The organism is Clostridioides sp. ES-S-0006-03 (assembly GCF_020662275.1).
Classification (GTDB): domain Bacteria; phylum Bacillota; class Clostridia; order Peptostreptococcales; family Peptostreptococcaceae; genus Clostridioides.
The window spans coordinates 39,079-56,167 of sequence record NZ_JADGMM010000006.1; the positions used below are offsets into that span (position 1 = coordinate 39,079).

Sequence of the window (17,089 nt, forward strand, 5' to 3'; positions counted from 1 at the left end):
AGGATATGAGGTGGTAAATATGGAGAATATAAATTGGGCTATATTGGGTCCTGGAACTATTGCATCAGAATTTGCACAAGCTATGAGTGAGGTGAATTGTAAAGTGTATGCTGTTGCTTCAAGAAGTCTTGAAAGAGCAAAAAACTTTGCAAATAAGTTTGATATAGAAAATGTGTATGATGATTATGATAAAATGCTAGAGAATAAGAATATAGATGTAGTGTATATATCTACTCCACATTGCAATCACTATGAATATATAATGAAAAGTCTAAAAAATGGTAAACATGTGTTGTGTGAAAAAGCTATAACAGTAAATGGAAGTCAACTAACTGATATTATAACTTTAGCTATTGAAAAGAACTTAATAGTAGCAGAGGCGATGACTATTTATTATATGCCTTTATATAAAAAATTAAAGGAGATAGTAGAGTCTGGAAGTTTGGGAAAAATTAAAATGATACAAGTATCCTTTGGAAGTTGCAAGGATTATGATGTTAATAATAGATTTTTTAGTCAAGATTTAGCTGGTGGGGCATTGCTTGATATTGGTACATATGCACTTTCATTTGCTAGGTACTTTATGTCATCTCAACCGAATGAAATTTTAACAACTGTTAAGAAATTTGAAACAGGTGTGGATGAACAATCTGGAATAATTTTAAAGAATTCTGAGAATGAGATGGCTGTAATATCATTAACTATGAGAGCTAAGATGCCAAAAAGAGGTATTCTTGCATGTGAATTAGGATTTATAACTGTAGAAAATTTCCCAAGAGCATCAAAAGCTACAATAATTTATACAGATGGTGGAAGAATTGAAACTCTAGAATATGGTGATACAGAAAAAGCTTTAAAGTATGAAATTGAATATGTCAATAATTGTATATTAAATAAAATAAAAGCCAATACTCTAGAATCATCTATAGATGTCATGAATTTAATGGATGAAATAAGAAAGCAATGGGGATTAAGATATACTTTTGAGTAAATTTAATTTTAAAATAAGTTAAATTATATACACAATTAAGTATTAAAATGTCAAATTATAAAAAGAAGAAAATCACTAAAAAGATTCCTTTTTCAGTGAATTTCTTCTTTTTTTTTACAAATTTGTAACAGAATAAAAAAAAGTTTTGGAGATTTTATTACAATTTTGTAGTTGAATATATACATTAAAACTAATATGATTAATAATAACATAAATTTGAATATTTTTAGAGGAGAGAAAATATGAGAAAATTGATATACTTTATTACACCATTTATAATAGGCGTAGTATTTTTATTTGGGTTAGACAAATTTCTTGATTCTAAAACTGATGAACTTTTGAGGGAGAAAAATCTACTTCCAATTATGGATGATACTTTAAGTGATATAAAGGATAAAGGTGTTACAGCAAATAATCATTTTTTGAGAGAAAAAGATATTATGATTTTGGGGTCATCAGAACTTAGTAATTCAACAAAACAACATCCAAAGTACTATTTTAATACAGATAGGAGCAAAAACAAAGTATTTGCAATTGGTAGAGCTTATACTCAGACATTACAAGATGCTGCAGTGTTAGGAAGTATGAATCCTAATATTGATAATAAGAAGGTTGTCTTGTTAATTTCTATGCAATGGTTTATGGAAAAAGATGGAGTCACAAGTCACCATTACCAGTCTAGGTTTTCACCAATACAATTTTATCGTTTTTTAGATAATCCAAAGATATCTAAACAAAATAAGATTGAATATATAAAAAAATCAAGTAAGCTTTTATGGGGTAGTGACGAATATAAGGCAGAAGCATTGTATGCCAAGCTATATGAACCTAAGACAGTGTATGAGAAAGCTGAGAAGGTGTTATTAGAGCCTTATTTTCAAGGGAGAAAATACTGTATAGAGCTTAAAGAAAAAGGGATACTTTATAAGAAATTAATTAGGCTAGATAAACACAAAAAAGAAGGAAGAAAAAAACCTATAAATTGGTCACATGAGAAAAAGAAAGCTATTGAAGATGCTAAGAAGAGAGTAGGTAACAATCCTCTAAACATTGACAAGTATTATTACAATGAGCATTTTAAAGATGGTCTAGAGCAATATAGAGGAAGAGACAAGGGCATAGACTTAGTAACATCTAAGGAATTTGAAAGTTATAAGCTTTTATTAAATGTATGCAAGGACTTAGATATTAAACCAGTTGTTGTACTAATTCCAAGTATGGGCAAATTCTATGATTTAACTGGTATCTCTGAGAAAGAAAGAAATCAGTTTTATGATAAGGCACAGAATATAGCAGAAAGTAAAGGCTTTGAAGTTATGAATCTTAAAGATAAAGGTAAAGAGAAATATTATTTAAGAGATGTAATGCATCTTGGAACGAAAGGATGGGTAGATGTCTGTGAGAGATTATTTAAAATATTTAAAGAGCAATAAAGAATTAGTAACTAGTATTTGTTTAACTATGATTATAATATTGGCAATAGGTGTTTTAACATTTACACCATTTAAAGAGTTGCCATTTATTTATAATGGATTTTAAAGGAGAATTTTTATATGAAAATTATTGAAGGAATAAAAAAATATTCAAATACAAATAGAATAGCATTGACATGTAATGGAGATAAACTTTCTTATAAAGATTTAAATGAGTATTCAGATGCTATATCAGTTTTTCTAAAAAATGTATACAAAGAAGAAGATACTCCTATAGTAATCTATGGTAATAAAGAAAATATGATAATGGCATGTATGATAGGAGCTTTAAAATCAGGTAGAGCATATGTTCCTCTTGATATTAGTTTTCCACTAGATAGAGTTTTTGAAGTTACTAAGGAAGTAAAGCCAAAAGTATTATTTAACTTTAGTGATGAAAAAGACTTTGGAGATATCAATGTAATTGATAAGAATAAATTAAATGATATAATAAGTGAGTATAAAGGAAAGTCATTACATAAAGAAAACTGGGTAAAAGGTGACGAGAATGCATATATACTATTTACATCAGGTAGTACTGGAAAGCCAAAAGGGGTTCAAATAAGTTCAAATAACTTAGATAGTTTTGTAGATTGGATAAGTCCTTATTTAAATATAGATGGAAGTGAAAAAGTAATAATGAATCAAGCAGCATATTCTTTTGACCTTTCAGTGACAACAATATATCCTGGTCTTGTTCATGGAGCTACATTATTTTCAATATCAAAAGATGTACTAGCAGATTATAAAGAGCTATTCAAACAATTTGGCGAATCTAATATTGCAGTATGGGTATCAACACCTTCTTTTGCAGGTGTATGTGTAACAGAAAAAGAGTTTAATAGTAAGATGCTTCCTAAACTTGAATCCATGATATTTATAGGAGAAGCACTTTCAAAAAATCTTACTAAAGAACTTATGAGTAGATTTCCAAATACAAGAGTTATCAATGGATATGGACCAACTGAAGCTACTGTTGGCGTAAGTGTAAATGATATGACTCAAGAAGCTATAGATGATGAAAAGAGCCTTCCAGTTGGATATCCTATGCAAAATTGTAAAATAAAAATACTTGATGAAAATGGAAATGAACTGAAAGAAAATGAAAAAGGTGAGATTATAATAGTTGGACCATCAGTTTCAAAAGGTTACTTTAATAATAAAGAGAAGACTGAAGAAGTATTTTTCTATGATGAAATAGATAGTGTAAAGTGGCGAGCTTATAAAACTGGTGATATGGGATATCTCTTAGATGGAAATATATACTATTGTGGAAGAAAAGATTTTCAAATTAAGTTAAATGGATTTAGGATTGAAATAGAAGATATAGAAAATAATTTGAGAAAAGTTCATAATGTAAAAAACGCAGTAGTTTTACCAATATATAAGGATGAAAAAATTGCTTATTTAAAAGGTATTGTTGAGTTAAATGAGAAGAATGATTTAGGTAATATCAAAAATGGGATGATGATAAAAAAGGAACTAGGAAAGTATATACCTTCGTATATGATTCCAAGAAATATTGCAATAATTTCTGAGTTTCCAACAAATATCAATGGTAAAATAGACAGAAAGAAACTTATGGAGGAAATTTAATGATTTTTTCACAGTATGGAGATTATTTTTATCTTTACATATTATTATTAACATCAATACCAGCAGTGATTTTAGGTTTAATGGGTAAAAATATAAAGTATTATGGTATGTTGGCAAGTTTATTTATGATATTTTTGATTGTAGGAATAGATGTTCAGTTTAAATACTTGTTGATATTTATCATTTTAGAAGTAATAATAGTCAAAGGATACGAATATGTAAGAAGAAAAACTAAAAACAAATATATATATTGGGGATTTTTGTCTGCATCAATGCTTCCGATAATAATTAATAAAATATCTCCAGTTACATCTTTTGGATTGATTGGATTTATTGGAATATCATACTTAAATTTCAGGGCTATACAAATGGTTATTGAAATTTATGATGGTGCTATAAAAGAAGTTAAGATTTCAGATATGCTTTATTTTATGTTGTTTTTTCCAACACTGAGTTCTGGTCCTATTGACAGGTCAAGACGATTTGAACAGGATTTAGAGAAGAAAATATCTAGAAAAGAGTATCTAGAAGAATACTTATTGCCTGGAATAAAAAACATTGTTATGGGAGTAGGTTATAAGTTTGTTATAGCATTTTTGATAAATACATATTGGGTGTCAATAATACCTAAAGATATGAGGTTTATAAACATTTTAAGTTATATGTATGCATATAGTTTATACCTGTTCTTTGATTTTGCAGGATACAGTTTATTTGCTATAGGTACAGGATATATATTTGGAATAAAAGTACCTATAAACTTTGATAAACCATTTATAAGTAAGGATATGAAAGAGTTTTGGACAAGATGGCATATAAGTCTTTCAAGATGGTTTGGAGATTATATTTTTTCAAGATTTGTTATGTCTTCAATGAGAAAGAAAAGATTTAAGAAAAGAACTACTGCTGCTCATGTAGCTCAGATGATAACAATGATAACAATGGGATTTTGGCATGGACTAACTTGGTTTTACATTGCTTATGGTGTGTATCAAGGCTTAGCACTTGTCTTAACTGATATATATCAGAGAAAATCTAAATTTTATAAGAAACATAAAAAAGAAAAATGGTTTGAGAGAGTTCAAATTTTCATTACATTCCATATTGTATGTTTTGGATTATTGATATTCTCAGGATATTTAGCTTAATTTTAAGGAGGCAAATTTATGCAGGAAACAGTTATAGAAATATTTGAAGATGTATTAGGAACTGATGAGATAAGAGATGATTTAGACCTTAACTTATTTGAAACAGAGCTTTTAGACTCATTAGCTATAATTGAAGTTTTACTTGAGATTGAAAATAGACTTGGAATAGAACTTCAACCAACTGATTTAGAAAGAAAAGACATGTCTACTGTAAATAATTTAGTAAAATTCTTAGAAACAAGAAAATAAATTAATAACTAAACGTTTAATTATTAATTTACATAATAAAAGATTATAAAGTCCATCTAATATTGATATTTGATGGATTTTTTTATTGTAAAGAGATATAACTTAGTTGTATAAATAATAAAATAGTGAAAAGTTTAAGGTATGAATGAAAGATTGCATGCTATATAAATTAATAGTAATATCTATTGTAAGATATACTATATTAAATTGAGTGAAATATCTTTTGTCATATATTAGAATTACTTTATGAGCTTAGATGTTAATTATAATCTTATAAAAGTAGAATACATATTTAGGAGGAGAACTTAATGTCTTTAAATTCAATAGATAGAAAAAAAGAAATATTAGAACTGCTAGATGCAAAAGGAAAGGTGAATACTAAAGAATTAGTAAAAAAACTAGAAGTATCATCGGAAACAATAAGAAGGTATTTGGAAGAATTAGAAAGTGAAAATAAGTTAAAAAAGGTTTATGGTGGTGCTGTAAAAATAAATTATGGAGTAATTGAGCCAGAACATATAAAAAGAAATAGCACTAATTTAGAAAAGAAACAAAGTATTGCTAAGTATGCAGCTAAATTTGTGAATGATAATGAATCAATTGTAATAGATGAAGGGACTACTAATTTACAAATTGTGGATTACATAGTTTCTATAAAAAATCTAAAGGTTATCACCAGTTCTTATCCTGTGCTATCAAAGTTGATTTCATATGAAAACCAAGGCGTATTTGATGGAGAAGTTATATTCATTGGTGGTAAAGTAAATTTAAAACATCAAAGAACAGCATGTCAGATGTCAATAGATGCTATGAAAAACTTATATGTAGATAAAGCATTTATATCTAGTGAAGGTATAATTGACAGCTTTGGAATTAGTAGCATAGACCAAAGTAAAGCTTTATTGTCAAAAGAGTATATAAGAAATTCAAAGGAAAGTTTTGTATTATGTGATAGTTCTAAGATAGGAATTGTAAGTATGTACAAGATAGCTGATTTGAATGAATTAGATTTTGTTATTTGTGATGCAGAACCTCCAAATGAATGGAGAGATAAATTAAATGAATCAAATATAACATGGATAGAAGCAAAATAGAAATGATAAAAATTCATAGATTTAACCTAGAAAGAAGATTACAAATTTTAATTTTTTGTATAGAGTTTTAATGTGATTTTTATATTGAAAACTAAAAACAAGTAAAAACAACTAAAAACATAAATTTAATATACATTTAACCTAAATATGATGTATAATTAACATGAAAAAGTTATACTTTAAAAGTAAAAACAATTAAAAACACAAAAATTCTAAATGAGAATCTATGGAGGTTATAAATATGAAAAAGTTATATGGAGAAAAAATAAAGGCAGTAGTATTTGACTGGGCTGGAACAACAGTAGATTATGGATGTTTTGCACCTCTTAATGTATTTATAGAGATATTTAAAAGAAGAGGTATAGATGTAACAATGGAAGAAGCAAGAAAACCTATGGGAAAATTAAAAATAGATCATATAAGAGAAATGTGCGAAATGGATAGAATAAAAAATATTTGGGCAGAGAATTTTGGAGGATTTCCAACAGAGGAAGATGTAAACAAACTTTATGCTGAATTTGAACCTATGTTATTTGAAACTCTAGAAGAGTATACAACTCCAATTCCTCATGTTGTTGAAACTATTGAGAGATTAAGACAAAATGGATTAAAAATAGGTTCTACAACAGGTTATACAAGAGAAATGATGAATATAGTTGAACCAAATGCAGCTAAAAAGGGATATTCACCAGATTTTCTTGTAACTCCATCAGAAGTATCTCAAGGAAGACCATATCCTTGGATGTGTTATAAAAACGCTGAAGCTTTGGGAGTATCTCCAATGAGTGCTATGGTAAAAGTTGGAGATACATTAAGTGATGTAAAAGAAGGTGTAAATGCTGGAATGTGGAGTGTTGCTGTAATAAAAGGTTCAAGTGAATTAGGACTTACACAAGCAGAAGTAGAAAATATGGATAAAGAAGAATTAAAAGTTAAGATGGAAGCAGTTTCAAAGAAATTTAAAGAAGCAGGAGCACATTTTGTTATAGAAACTATGGCTGAATTAGAAGATGTTTTAGTAAAAATAGAAAATGAAACAATTAAGTCAGATTTTGTACCAGAAAATGATTACATATTACTTACACCAGGACCATTATCTACTACTAAATCAGTAAGAGCATCTATGTTAAAAGATTGGTGTACATGGGATGTTGAATATAATGATTTAGTACAAGATGTTAGAAGAAGACTAGTATCTTTAGCTACAAAAAATACAGAAAAATACACAAGTGTATTAATGCAAGGTAGTGGTACTTTCTCAGTGGAAGCTACAATAGGAAGCACTATCCCAAAGAATGGTAAACTTCTTGTAATTGCAAATGGAGCATATGGGAAGAGAATGAAGGACATATGCAGTTATTTAAATATAGAATATGTTGACTGTACATTTAGTGATGTAGAAGCAGTTGACTTAAACAGAGTGGAAAATTTATTGAAAGAAAATAAAGATATTACACATATATCAATGGTTCATTGTGAAACTACTACAGGTAGATTAAATCCTATACAAGATATAGGTAAGATTGCAAAAAAATATAATAAAGTTTACATAGTTGATGCAATGAGTAGTTTTGGTGGAATTAAAATTGATGTTGAAGACTTTAATATAGATTTTTTAGTGAGTAGCTCTAATAAATGTATACAAGGAGTACCAGGATTTGGTTTTATAATAGCTAACAGAGAAGAATTAGCTAAATGCAAAGGAATTGCTAAATCTTTATCTCTTGATGTATACGCTCAATGGGAAACTATGGAGAATAATAATGGTAAATGGAGATTTACTTCTCCTACACATGTTGTAAGAGCTTTTTATCAAGCATTACTAGAGCTAGAGGAAGAAGGTTCTGTTGAAAAAAGATATGCTAGATATAAAGAAAATCAATTTACAATATCTTCGAGATTAAAATCTCTAGGGTTTGATACATTGGTGAATGATGATGCTCAATCACCTGTAATAACAACTTTCCTATATCCTAAGAATGCAAAATTTGAATTTATGGAATTCTACACTTATCTAAAAGAAAATGGATTTGTTATTTATCCAGGTAAATTGACTGATGTAGATACATTCAGAATAGGAAGTATAGGAGAAGTTTATCCAAAAGATATGGATAGATTAGCTGAGGTAATCGAGAAATTTATCAACATGTAGATTATATAAGTTCATTGATAGGTTATAAAGTTTAGAGACAAGTATATGTAAATAGTTAAATAATAGAGTAGTATTTTATTTGAATTGGAAATCTAAGAAAGATTCATAGTTCATATAAAATATTTCCTCTATTATTTTTTTGTCTATCTTTAAAGGAGCATTGTTTTATTCATCGAGATTATTATACTTGACAACGTAACAATGTTTTGTTATATTATATTCAAGAACAAAATAAGTTATTGAAAGGAAATCATTATGGATGGAGAATTACGTTCGCTAAATTTTAATGGAATGGGAAAATGTAAAGGTGGAATTTTTGATGAAGTTAATATAGCAGGTACAGGAAAAATAGATGGAAATATAAAATGTAATAAATTTGATTCTTCAGGTTCAGCAAAAGTGATTGGAACAACAGAATGTAATGAGTTTTTTACAGCAGGATTGAGTAAAATTGAAGGAAATATATTTGCATCACAAGTGACAATATTTGGACTTCTTAAGTGTACTGGAGACATAAATTCAAGTAAAGTTAAATCTGGAGGAATTATCAATGTTGGAGGAAACTTAAAGTCAGATATTATTAGCGGAGAAGGATGTCTAAAAATCAATAAGAGCATAGAATGCGAAAGTGTTGACTTAAGTGGAATTTTAGATTGTAATGGATTTTTAAATTGTGAAGAACTCAAGATAAGTTTGCATGGAACTTCTAATCTAAACGAAGTTGGTGCATGTAGTGTAAATATAAAAAAGGGACATGGCGATTATTGTAAAAGCTTTTATAGAGCCGAAAAAAAGAGTGGAGATTTTGAAAAGGCATCTTCTAATCTTAGAAATCTAGGTCTACTGTCAGTTAAAAAATATACAGAAAGTAGATTATTAGCAAATGTTATAGAAGCAGATGAAATCAGTTTAGAAAATAGTGAAGTTAAAATTGTAAGAGGTAAAAATATTAACATAGGCAAAGGTTGTTATATAGAGAGTTTGGAGTACAGTGAAAACATAGATATTGATGAAAGTTCAATAGTTGTTGAAATAAAGAATGTAAATGGAAAAGTAAGTCTAAATAATGAAAAAGTAAATCTAAATAAAGATAAGTAATATTTAGGCTTAAAATAAAATTTAAAATGAGGTAATGATATGGAAAATGGAACTATAAAAATACTTGGAGAAGGATTTATCAATAGTGGAGAATATGAAAGTATAAAAATTATGGGAAGTGCTAGGTCAAAAGGAAATGTAAAATGTAATGAAGTAAATGTATTTGGAAATGTAAAGTTTGATGGAGATATTAATATAAAAAACTTTGTAGTAAATGGAAAAGCTACTATAAAAGGGAGTCTTAAAGCTGAACGTGTAAGGGTTAATGGGCAACTTAGTATAGATGGAGATGCAGAAATAGATGACTTGATTATAACTGCTCAACAGAAAATTAATGGAAATTTAAAGTGTAATAATGTTACAGTAAAAGGTCAATTAATTGTAAGTGAAAGTATTTATGCACAGGATATAAAAGTTTATGGTGAAATGAGAAATAAAGAAAATATAGAATGTGAAGATATAAAGGTTCACGGAGCAATAAAATGTGATGGTCTTTTAAATGGAGAAAACATATATATCTATTCAGGAGGAGGTTCTTATTGTAAGGAGATAGGAGCAACTAATATAGAAATAGGTAGAAGTAAAGATATTTTTACATTTGGGATTAAATTTATTAACATTTTTTCAGGCAAATTTAAATGCAATTTGATAGAGGGAGATTCTATTGAATTAGAAGATGTTTCAATAAAAGATATACGAGGAAAAAGCATATCCTTAGTAAGCAATTGTGATGTTGAAAATATTGAATACAGTGACAAGTTGTTAGTTTCAGATAATTCGAGTGTAAAAAACAGTACAAAGGTGGGCTAGAAAAATTATGGAAGAATTGATATCTAAGAAAGATTTATTAAGCAAAACTAATATATCTTATGGGCAGCTATATAGATGGAAAAGAAAAAATATAATACCAGAAGAATGGTTTATAAAAAAATCAGCTTTTACAGGTCAAGAGACGTTTTTTCCAAGAGATAAAATACTAGAAAGAATAGAGTTAATACTATCTATGAAAGAAGATACATCTCTTGATGATATTGCAAACATGTTTACAAAAAAAGATACCAATAAAGAGTTTGACATTGACTTTATTTTAGAGAAGGAAGCTATATGTAATTACACAAAAGAAATATTTCAAAATTTATATAAAAAAGAACAGAGTATAGGCAAAAAGGAATTGCTTATATTGAGTATAATAGAGAAATTTTTAGTTAAATCCACAATAACATTTGAAGAATTAAAATTAATAGTAAATATAATAGAAGAAAATTTTAAATCAATATACAATGAAAATGGAAGAATTTATTTGTTTAGGAAGTTTGGTGTTCCATTTGTAATAGGATGCTTGGATTATAAACAAGTAAAATTTGAAAAGGATGTAGTTAAAATTGTTGAAATTGACTTAATGAAAGAAATAAATGATATAAGTATTAAGTTATCATAGTAGATTATTGTAGATTACTTATTATGTAGGAAAAGAGTTAGGATTTAAGTATGTGGAAAACGCACACTAATGCAAAAGTGTGCGTTTTTATTTTTCTATAAATTTTCTTAAATACTACATTTTTTTGAGAGTTTAAATATCCTATTGACTATAGTCCTAATTAGTACTATACTAAAATAGTACTGATTAGTACTTTTATATTGGGAGGGATATTATGGAAATTCGTGAACAAATTAAACTTGTAAATGCTGTTTTAAGTGGAACTTTAGATTTATACAGGGTATGGGCTAAAAAGCATGATTTAAATTATAATGCATTAGTTATCTTATATACTTTAGATGAGTATAAGGTATGTACGCAAAAGCAAATTTGTGAGTGGTGGGCTTTACCTAAACAGACGGTACATGGGATTTTGATGGAATTTGAAAAGAAGGGATATATTACTATTTCGTCTAATTCTGAAAATAAAAGAGAGCGTCTGGTTTCTTTTACAAAGAGTGGAAAACAATTTACTGATTCAATATTAGAACCACTTCATAGCATGGAAGAAAAGGCTATTGAAAAATTAGGAGATGAAAAATGGAATCAACTTATTGCTTGTAATACTGCATACTATGAATTGTTAAAGGAGGAAATTAAAAATGGATAATGTATTAGCTAAAAAATTTACATTTACTTCTTTACTATCTTTTGCAATTCCTAATGTTATTATGATGATTAGTTTATCTATGTACATTATTGTTGATGGTATGTTTATTTCTCGTTTGCTTGGTACAATAGCATTATCATCTACGAATATGGTATATCCAGCTATCAGTTTTGAAATGGCTGTAGCAATCATGGTTGCAACCGGTGGAAGTGCTATAGTTGCTAGAAAGATGGGGGAAGGAAAACAAGAGGAAGCAAGAAAAAATTTGAGTTTCTTAATCATTGTAGAAATATTGATTGGTATTTTTATTGCTATTATTGGAAACTTGTTTATTGATGAAATTATTTTGTTTTTAGGTGCAAGTTCAATACAAGCTCCTTTGTGTATTACTTATGCTAAAATACTTTTTAGCTTTGCACCTGCATTTTTTCTTCAAACAGCATTTCAGACTTTTCTAGTTACTTCTGGTAAACCAACACTTGGTCTGATTGTTACGTTGTTAGCTGGAGTTGTGAATATTGTGCTGGATTATATCTTTATGGTTCCATTGAATATGGGTATTGCTGGTGCAGCGATTGCAACTGGATTAGGTTATTGTATTCCTGCAATTGTAGGTTTAGCCTATTTCTTTTTTGCAAGAAATAATCCTCTGCACTTTGTAAAACCAGAACTAAATTGGAATGTGCTTTTTCGTTCTTGTACAAATGGGTCATCGGAAATGGTAACAAACTTAGCAAATGCTGTAACAACATTTATGTTTAACTATACTTTTTTGCAATATTATGGTGAAAATGGTGTTGCTTCTATAACAATTATCCTGTATTTCCAATACATCTTTACAGCTATTTATTTTGGCTATTCCAATGGAATAGCTCCAATTATCAGTTTTAAATATGGACATGGTGATAAAAAGCAACTACAAGATATATTTAAGAACAGTATATTATTTTTGATTATTAGTTCAATAGTATCGAATATTTTAATTCATTTGACTATAACAAAGTCATTGACTATTTTTACTTCAATTAACAGTGATGTTTACAATATTACACTTTATGGTTTTTCCTTCTATTCTCTAGCTTTTGTGATTATGGGATTTGGTATTTTTTCTTCTGCAATGTTTACAGCATTTTCTGATGGGAAAACATCAGCTATTATATCCTTTTCTAGAACGTTTATTTTTATTTTAGGTGCTATTCTTATTCTTCCAAATATATTTGGAGAAATAGGAGTTTGGATAGCTGTCCCTGTTGCAGAATTTTTAGGATTATTTATTTCTCTTTTATTTTTGATTAGAAAAAAACATTATGGCTATTGTAAATAAAACCTTAATTAAGGTCAATCCTATTACTCATACTACAACAGATAAGAATGTAAAAAGCAAGTTGTAAAATAAGATAGAAGTATACCCCAACAATACGAAACATATTGTTACAATATGCGGTGTAGGATATAAATTCAATGACAAATTGAAACAGCAAAAGGAGAAGTGCCATTTTTAATAATTGCACTTCTCTTTATTTTTATTGTATCAAAGTCTTTGATAAATATTAAATAAGTGGTAAAATTAGTTCTCAAGTTTTTTTATACTTTTAGAATACTGTATTTAATGGATAATATCATTTTTATAATATAATTTCATATTAGAATAATCTAATATTTATAAAACTAGATAGTATCAATATAATAAATTGCTTAAATACAGTAGATTATTTTTACTTATTCAAATAATGAATTTTTAAAGTCCAAGAAATATCCTTGTGGATGAAGACAAACAGGGCAAGCTTTTGGAGCTTCTTTACCAATATGAATATGTCCACAGTTTGTACATATCCATTGGATATCTTCATTTCTTCTAAATAAAGTACCTTCTTCTAAATCAGTAGCATATCTACCAAATCTATCACCATGAACTTTTTCTATTTCAGCTATATTTTCAAATAATTTAGCTATAGCTTCAAAACCTTCTTCACGTGCTGTTTTTCCAAAGTTTTTATATACATCATCCCACTCTTGAAGCTCATTATGTTGTGCAGCTTTAAGATGTTGAGCTGTTTTATCATATAAATCTACAGGATATGCTCCTGATATACTTATATTTTCTCCAGCAAATTCTTTTAATTTAGTAAAAAATTGTTTTGCATGTGACTTTTCTTGGTCAGCAGTATAATTAAATAAAGATTCTATTATATATAATCCTTCTTTTTTTGCTACAGATGCAGAAATATTATATCTATTTCTAGCCTGGCTTTCACCTGCAAAAGCTCTCAATAAATTTTCTTTAGTTTTACTGTCTTTTAAATTCATATTATACCTCTCTATTAACAATAAATTTTTACAATATTTGATTCTTTTTATTTATTATTCCAAAACTAGATATAATTATGCTCAATTTAGTCAGCATTTTTGAAATTATTATTGATTTTTTTTAAAATTCTAAGAAATTCTTGCTTTTCCTTTTCTGTGATATTACAGTAGGCTGTTTCTTTAACTTGTGATGAAATACTATTGAATGTATCCTCTATTAGCATTGCTTTCTTTGTAAGTTTTATATATGTAATACGTTTGTCATTGTCACTCTTTTGTCTTTCTATATATCCTAGACTTATAAGTTTATTAACTAATACTGTAACAGTAGATTTGTCTTTTCCTATTTTAGTTGCAATTTCTTTCATTGTAAGTATTCCATTATTTTCATAAAGTGCAGTGAGTATATTTCCATGTGTAGGCAACAATTCATTTAAACCGTTTTTATTGAGTTTATTTTCAATGAATTTAAGCATATTAGCTTTTGTCTTACTTATAAAATGTATGATATATTTATCTTCCATAAATTAATCTCCAATCTTTAAATTATTTGAGGTACTTTGAAATAAAAAGTAGTTTGACATAAAACTATTTTTCAACTATAATTAGTTTAACATAAAACTAAATGTATTGGGAGGAAATTTATGAGTAAAAATTTTAAATCACTATATATTACAGAAGAAGAGGGACGTTTTAAGAGAAATATAATCGAAAGAGATATAGATGAACTACCAGAAGGAGATGTTCTGATAAAAGTAAAATATTCTTCACTAAATTATAAGGATGCACTTTCAGCAAATGGAAATAAGGGTGTAACTAGAAAATATCCTCATACTCCAGGAATAGATGCATCTGGTGTAGTAGAATTTAGTAGTTGTGATGATTTTAAAGTTGGAGATGAAGTTTTGGTAACAGGTTATGATTTAGGAATGAACACCTCTGGAGGATTTTCAGAATATATAAGAGTTCCTTCTAATTGGGTTGTCAAACTTCCAACTAATCTTTCTCTAAAAAAAGCAATGGATTATGGTACAGCAGGATTTACAGCAGCTTTATCTGTATATAAATTTGTAAATACTGTAGACAAAGATATGGGAGATGTACTAGTTACTGGTGGTACTGGAGGAGTTGCTGTGATTGCAACTAAAATATTAGTTAAATTGGGATATTCAGTTGCAGTTTCAACAGGAAAATTGGAAGAACAAAAAGACACATTATTAAAACTAGGTGTTAAAGATGTTATACATAGATCAGAAGTAGATGATAATTCAGGGAGACCTCTACTTAGACCAAGATGGGCTGGAGTAATAGATACAGTAGGAGGAAATACTTTATCAACAGCAATAAAGACAACTAATTATTGTGGAGCAGTTACAACATGTGGTAATGCAGGTGGAATTGATTTTACAAGTTCAGTATATCCATTTATATTAAAAGGTGTTACTTTATATGGTATAGATTCTGTAGATTGCCCAATGAATTTGAGATTAAAAATATGGGACTTATTGTCAAATGAATGGAAGCTAGAAGATTTAGATGACATGGTAACTGTAGTATCATTAAATGAATTGAGTAAAAGCATAGATTCAATAATAGAAGGAAAGCATGTAGGAAGAACAGTAGTTGATTTAGGATTGTAGTGAAGGTTAGGTTTATAGTTAAGTTAACTGATTCTGAATATATAATTGGTTCTTAATATATAGTTAAGTAAGTTTTAATGTAAAACTATAACATCAAATCATAAAATAAAAAATGAGATACCTTAAAATTATTTTATTTAAGAGTATCTCATTTTGATTTTTATGTAAAAAGTTTATGTAAAGATTTTGGATAAAAAGACTATTCGTGAACAATTAATTCAAATACATCAGGTCTTGAATAGTGACCCTCTGAATCAAAATCTAGTCTACTAAGAACTATTTGTTCTAAATCTAAATCAGCTATTAATATTTCTTCTTTATTGAAAATAGGGCCTGCTACATATTTTCCAAAAGGGTCAACTATGCAACTTCCACCTGGACACATAATCTCTGGTTCTGCATCAAGTTCTTTATAATAGTTAAGGTCAGTTGGGTACATATTTTTTTCAACATATTGATTGCATCCAATAACAAAGCATCTTCCTTCTAAAGCGATATGCTTCATAGTTGATTGCCACTCTTCTCTTGAATCAGCAGTAGGGGCTATATAAAGTTTTACACCTTTAGCATAAAGAGCTGTTCTAGCTAGTGGCATGTAGTTTTCCCAGCAAATTAATGAACCCATTTTCCCATATGGAGTATCAACAACTGTAAGAGTACTTCCATCACCTTCACCCCAAATGCATCTTTCTGTTCCTGTAGGTTTAAGTTTTCTATGTTTACCAATAAGTTTACCTTCTGGTGAGAAAAATAAGTTTGTACAATAAAGAGTGCAATTTATATCGTTTCCATCTCTTTCTGTTATTCCCATTGATAGATATACTCCTGCTTCTTGGGCTGCTTTTCCTAATAAATCTGTTGTAGCACTAGGTACTGGTACAGAATTATCATAGTATCTTTTCCAATCTTCTCTACCTTTCATTGTTCTACTTCCAACAACAAATCCAAATGAAAGTCCTCTTGGATATGCAGGTATAAATGCTTCTGGGAAAACTACTATATTTGCCCCTTTTCTACTAGCTTCTTTAATTAATTCTAATGCTTTTTCAACAGTTTTATCTAAGTCCATTATAATTGGTGATGCCTGAACAACAGCAATTCTTACATTTTTATTTTCTTTGTTCATAAAAACCTCCTAAAAAATATTTGAATTTGTTGATTTGAACAGATTACATCAGGTTTTATTTGAGAAAAAAGTATCTTATCTTGTAAATAATGATGTAACTGTATATTTAAAATGATACATCATGATTTA

General features: G+C 28.2%; 17 protein-coding genes. 14 read left to right on the top strand and 3 right to left on the bottom strand.

All coding sequences use genetic code 11. From position 1 onward, the window contains the following. Positions 1 to 19: 19 nt before the first annotated feature. The 13 genes from IR151_RS09910 to IR151_RS09970 all read left to right on the top strand — a co-directional run bounded on the left by IR151_RS09910 (position 20) and on the right by IR151_RS09970 (position 13,211). Positions 20 to 991, top strand: a complete 972-nt coding sequence (locus tag IR151_RS09910; protein WP_227434363.1) for a Gfo/Idh/MocA family protein — start codon at positions 20 to 22, stop codon at positions 989 to 991. A 242-nt stretch (positions 992 to 1,233) separates the two neighbouring features. After that, on the top strand, positions 1,234 to 2,424 hold the full coding sequence (gene dltD, locus IR151_RS09915; protein WP_227434364.1) for a D-alanyl-lipoteichoic acid biosynthesis protein DltD: 1,191 nt from the start codon (positions 1,234 to 1,236) through the stop codon (positions 2,422 to 2,424). Beyond that, positions 2,390 to 2,530, top strand: coding sequence for a hypothetical protein (locus tag IR151_RS09920; RefSeq protein ID WP_227434522.1), 141 nt, complete (start codon positions 2,390 to 2,392; stop codon positions 2,528 to 2,530). The genes dltD and IR151_RS09920 overlap by 35 nt, the downstream gene beginning before the upstream one ends. A gap of 14 nt (positions 2,531 to 2,544) precedes the next feature. After that, entirely contained in the window at positions 2,545 to 4,059 is a 1,515-nt protein-coding gene (locus IR151_RS09925) for a D-alanine--poly(phosphoribitol) ligase (RefSeq protein WP_227434365.1), read from the top strand. Then, positions 4,059 to 5,207: a D-alanyl-lipoteichoic acid biosynthesis protein DltB gene (gene dltB / locus IR151_RS09930; protein ID WP_227434366.1), complete on the top strand. Its 1,149-nt coding sequence runs from the start codon at positions 4,059 to 4,061 to the stop codon at positions 5,205 to 5,207. Before IR151_RS09925 ends, dltB begins: the two co-directional genes overlap by 1 nt. Before the next feature lie 18 nt (positions 5,208 to 5,225). After that, a complete protein-coding gene (dltC, locus tag IR151_RS09935) occupies positions 5,226 to 5,456 on the top strand; it encodes a D-alanine--poly(phosphoribitol) ligase subunit DltC (RefSeq protein ID WP_227434367.1) in 231 nt (76 codons plus the stop codon). 308 nt (positions 5,457 to 5,764) lie between these two features. Further along, complete coding sequence (locus tag IR151_RS09940; protein WP_227434368.1) at positions 5,765 to 6,550, top strand: DeoR/GlpR family DNA-binding transcription regulator; 786 nt, start codon at positions 5,765 to 5,767, stop codon at positions 6,548 to 6,550. 241 nt (positions 6,551 to 6,791) lie between these two features. After that, a complete protein-coding gene (phnW, locus tag IR151_RS20455; protein WP_227434369.1) occupies positions 6,792 to 8,702 on the top strand; it encodes a 2-aminoethylphosphonate--pyruvate transaminase in 1,911 nt (636 codons plus the stop codon). A gap of 255 nt (positions 8,703 to 8,957) precedes the next feature. Next, positions 8,958 to 9,800, top strand: a complete 843-nt coding sequence (locus tag IR151_RS09950) for a hypothetical protein (protein ID WP_227434370.1) — start codon at positions 8,958 to 8,960, stop codon at positions 9,798 to 9,800. A 39-nt stretch (positions 9,801 to 9,839) separates the two neighbouring features. Then, positions 9,840 to 10,610 carry a polymer-forming cytoskeletal protein gene (locus IR151_RS09955; protein WP_227434371.1) on the top strand — a complete coding sequence of 257 codons (771 nt, stop codon included), beginning with the start codon at positions 9,840 to 9,842 and terminating at the stop codon, positions 10,608 to 10,610. Between the two features lie 7 nt (positions 10,611 to 10,617). After that, complete coding sequence (locus IR151_RS09960; RefSeq protein ID WP_227434372.1) at positions 10,618 to 11,238, top strand: YhbD family protein; 621 nt, start codon at positions 10,618 to 10,620, stop codon at positions 11,236 to 11,238. Between the two features lie 214 nt (positions 11,239 to 11,452). Next, complete coding sequence (locus IR151_RS09965) at positions 11,453 to 11,887, top strand: MarR family winged helix-turn-helix transcriptional regulator (RefSeq protein ID WP_227434373.1); 435 nt, start codon at positions 11,453 to 11,455, stop codon at positions 11,885 to 11,887. Continuing rightward, complete coding sequence (locus IR151_RS09970) at positions 11,880 to 13,211, top strand: MATE family efflux transporter (protein ID WP_227434374.1); 1,332 nt, start codon at positions 11,880 to 11,882, stop codon at positions 13,209 to 13,211. The genes IR151_RS09965 and IR151_RS09970 overlap by 8 nt, the downstream gene beginning before the upstream one ends. A gap of 395 nt (positions 13,212 to 13,606) precedes the next feature. Here the strand turns inward: IR151_RS09970 and rbr are convergent, their stop codons facing one another. Next, positions 13,607 to 14,194 (bottom strand): rubrerythrin, encoded by a 588-nt coding sequence (gene rbr, locus IR151_RS09975; protein WP_227434375.1) that lies wholly within the window; start codon positions 14,192 to 14,194, stop codon positions 13,607 to 13,609. An 86-nt stretch (positions 14,195 to 14,280) separates the two neighbouring features. After that, complete coding sequence (locus IR151_RS09980; protein ID WP_227434376.1) at positions 14,281 to 14,718, bottom strand: MarR family winged helix-turn-helix transcriptional regulator; 438 nt, start codon at positions 14,716 to 14,718, stop codon at positions 14,281 to 14,283. A 120-nt stretch (positions 14,719 to 14,838) separates the two neighbouring features. Here IR151_RS09980 and IR151_RS09985 point away from each other — a divergent pair, with 120 nt between their 5' ends. Beyond that, positions 14,839 to 15,834 carry a YhdH/YhfP family quinone oxidoreductase gene (locus IR151_RS09985; RefSeq protein WP_227434377.1) on the top strand — a complete coding sequence of 332 codons (996 nt, stop codon included), beginning with the start codon at positions 14,839 to 14,841 and terminating at the stop codon, positions 15,832 to 15,834. 199 nt (positions 15,835 to 16,033) lie between these two features. Here the strand turns inward: IR151_RS09985 and IR151_RS09990 are convergent, their stop codons facing one another. Further along, positions 16,034 to 16,960 (bottom strand): carbon-nitrogen hydrolase family protein, encoded by a 927-nt coding sequence (locus tag IR151_RS09990; RefSeq protein ID WP_227434378.1) that lies wholly within the window; start codon positions 16,958 to 16,960, stop codon positions 16,034 to 16,036. Positions 16,961 to 17,089 lie beyond the last annotated feature (129 nt).

What these genes read in the sequence shown, in the direction of transcription:
- phnW (WP_227434369.1), top strand. Translation starts at nt 6,792, where the DNA reads ATGAAAAAGTTATATGGAGAAAAAATAAAGGCAGTAGTATTTGACTGG.
- IR151_RS09910 (WP_227434363.1), top strand. Translation starts at nt 20, where the DNA reads ATGGAGAATATAAATTGGGCTATATTGGGTCCTGGAACTATTGCATCA.
- dltD (WP_227434364.1), top strand. Translation starts at nt 1,234, where the DNA reads ATGAGAAAATTGATATACTTTATTACACCATTTATAATAGGCGTAGTA.
- rbr (WP_227434375.1), bottom strand. Translation starts at nt 14,194, where the DNA reads ATGAATTTAAAAGACAGTAAAACTAAAGAAAATTTATTGAGAGCTTTT.
- IR151_RS09985 (WP_227434377.1), top strand. Translation starts at nt 14,839, where the DNA reads ATGAGTAAAAATTTTAAATCACTATATATTACAGAAGAAGAGGGACGT.
- IR151_RS09950 (WP_227434370.1), top strand. Translation starts at nt 8,958, where the DNA reads ATGGATGGAGAATTACGTTCGCTAAATTTTAATGGAATGGGAAAATGT.
- IR151_RS09980 (WP_227434376.1), bottom strand. Translation starts at nt 14,718, where the DNA reads ATGGAAGATAAATATATCATACATTTTATAAGTAAGACAAAAGCTAAT.
- IR151_RS09955 (WP_227434371.1), top strand. Translation starts at nt 9,840, where the DNA reads ATGGAAAATGGAACTATAAAAATACTTGGAGAAGGATTTATCAATAGT.
- IR151_RS09960 (WP_227434372.1), top strand. Translation starts at nt 10,618, where the DNA reads ATGGAAGAATTGATATCTAAGAAAGATTTATTAAGCAAAACTAATATA.
- IR151_RS09965 (WP_227434373.1), top strand. Translation starts at nt 11,453, where the DNA reads ATGGAAATTCGTGAACAAATTAAACTTGTAAATGCTGTTTTAAGTGGA.
- dltB (WP_227434366.1), top strand. Translation starts at nt 4,059, where the DNA reads ATGATTTTTTCACAGTATGGAGATTATTTTTATCTTTACATATTATTA.
- dltC (WP_227434367.1), top strand. Translation starts at nt 5,226, where the DNA reads ATGCAGGAAACAGTTATAGAAATATTTGAAGATGTATTAGGAACTGAT.
- IR151_RS09990 (WP_227434378.1), bottom strand. Translation starts at nt 16,960, where the DNA reads ATGAACAAAGAAAATAAAAATGTAAGAATTGCTGTTGTTCAGGCATCA.
- IR151_RS09940 (WP_227434368.1), top strand. Translation starts at nt 5,765, where the DNA reads ATGTCTTTAAATTCAATAGATAGAAAAAAAGAAATATTAGAACTGCTA.
- IR151_RS09970 (WP_227434374.1), top strand. Translation starts at nt 11,880, where the DNA reads ATGGATAATGTATTAGCTAAAAAATTTACATTTACTTCTTTACTATCT.
- IR151_RS09925 (WP_227434365.1), top strand. Translation starts at nt 2,545, where the DNA reads ATGAAAATTATTGAAGGAATAAAAAAATATTCAAATACAAATAGAATA.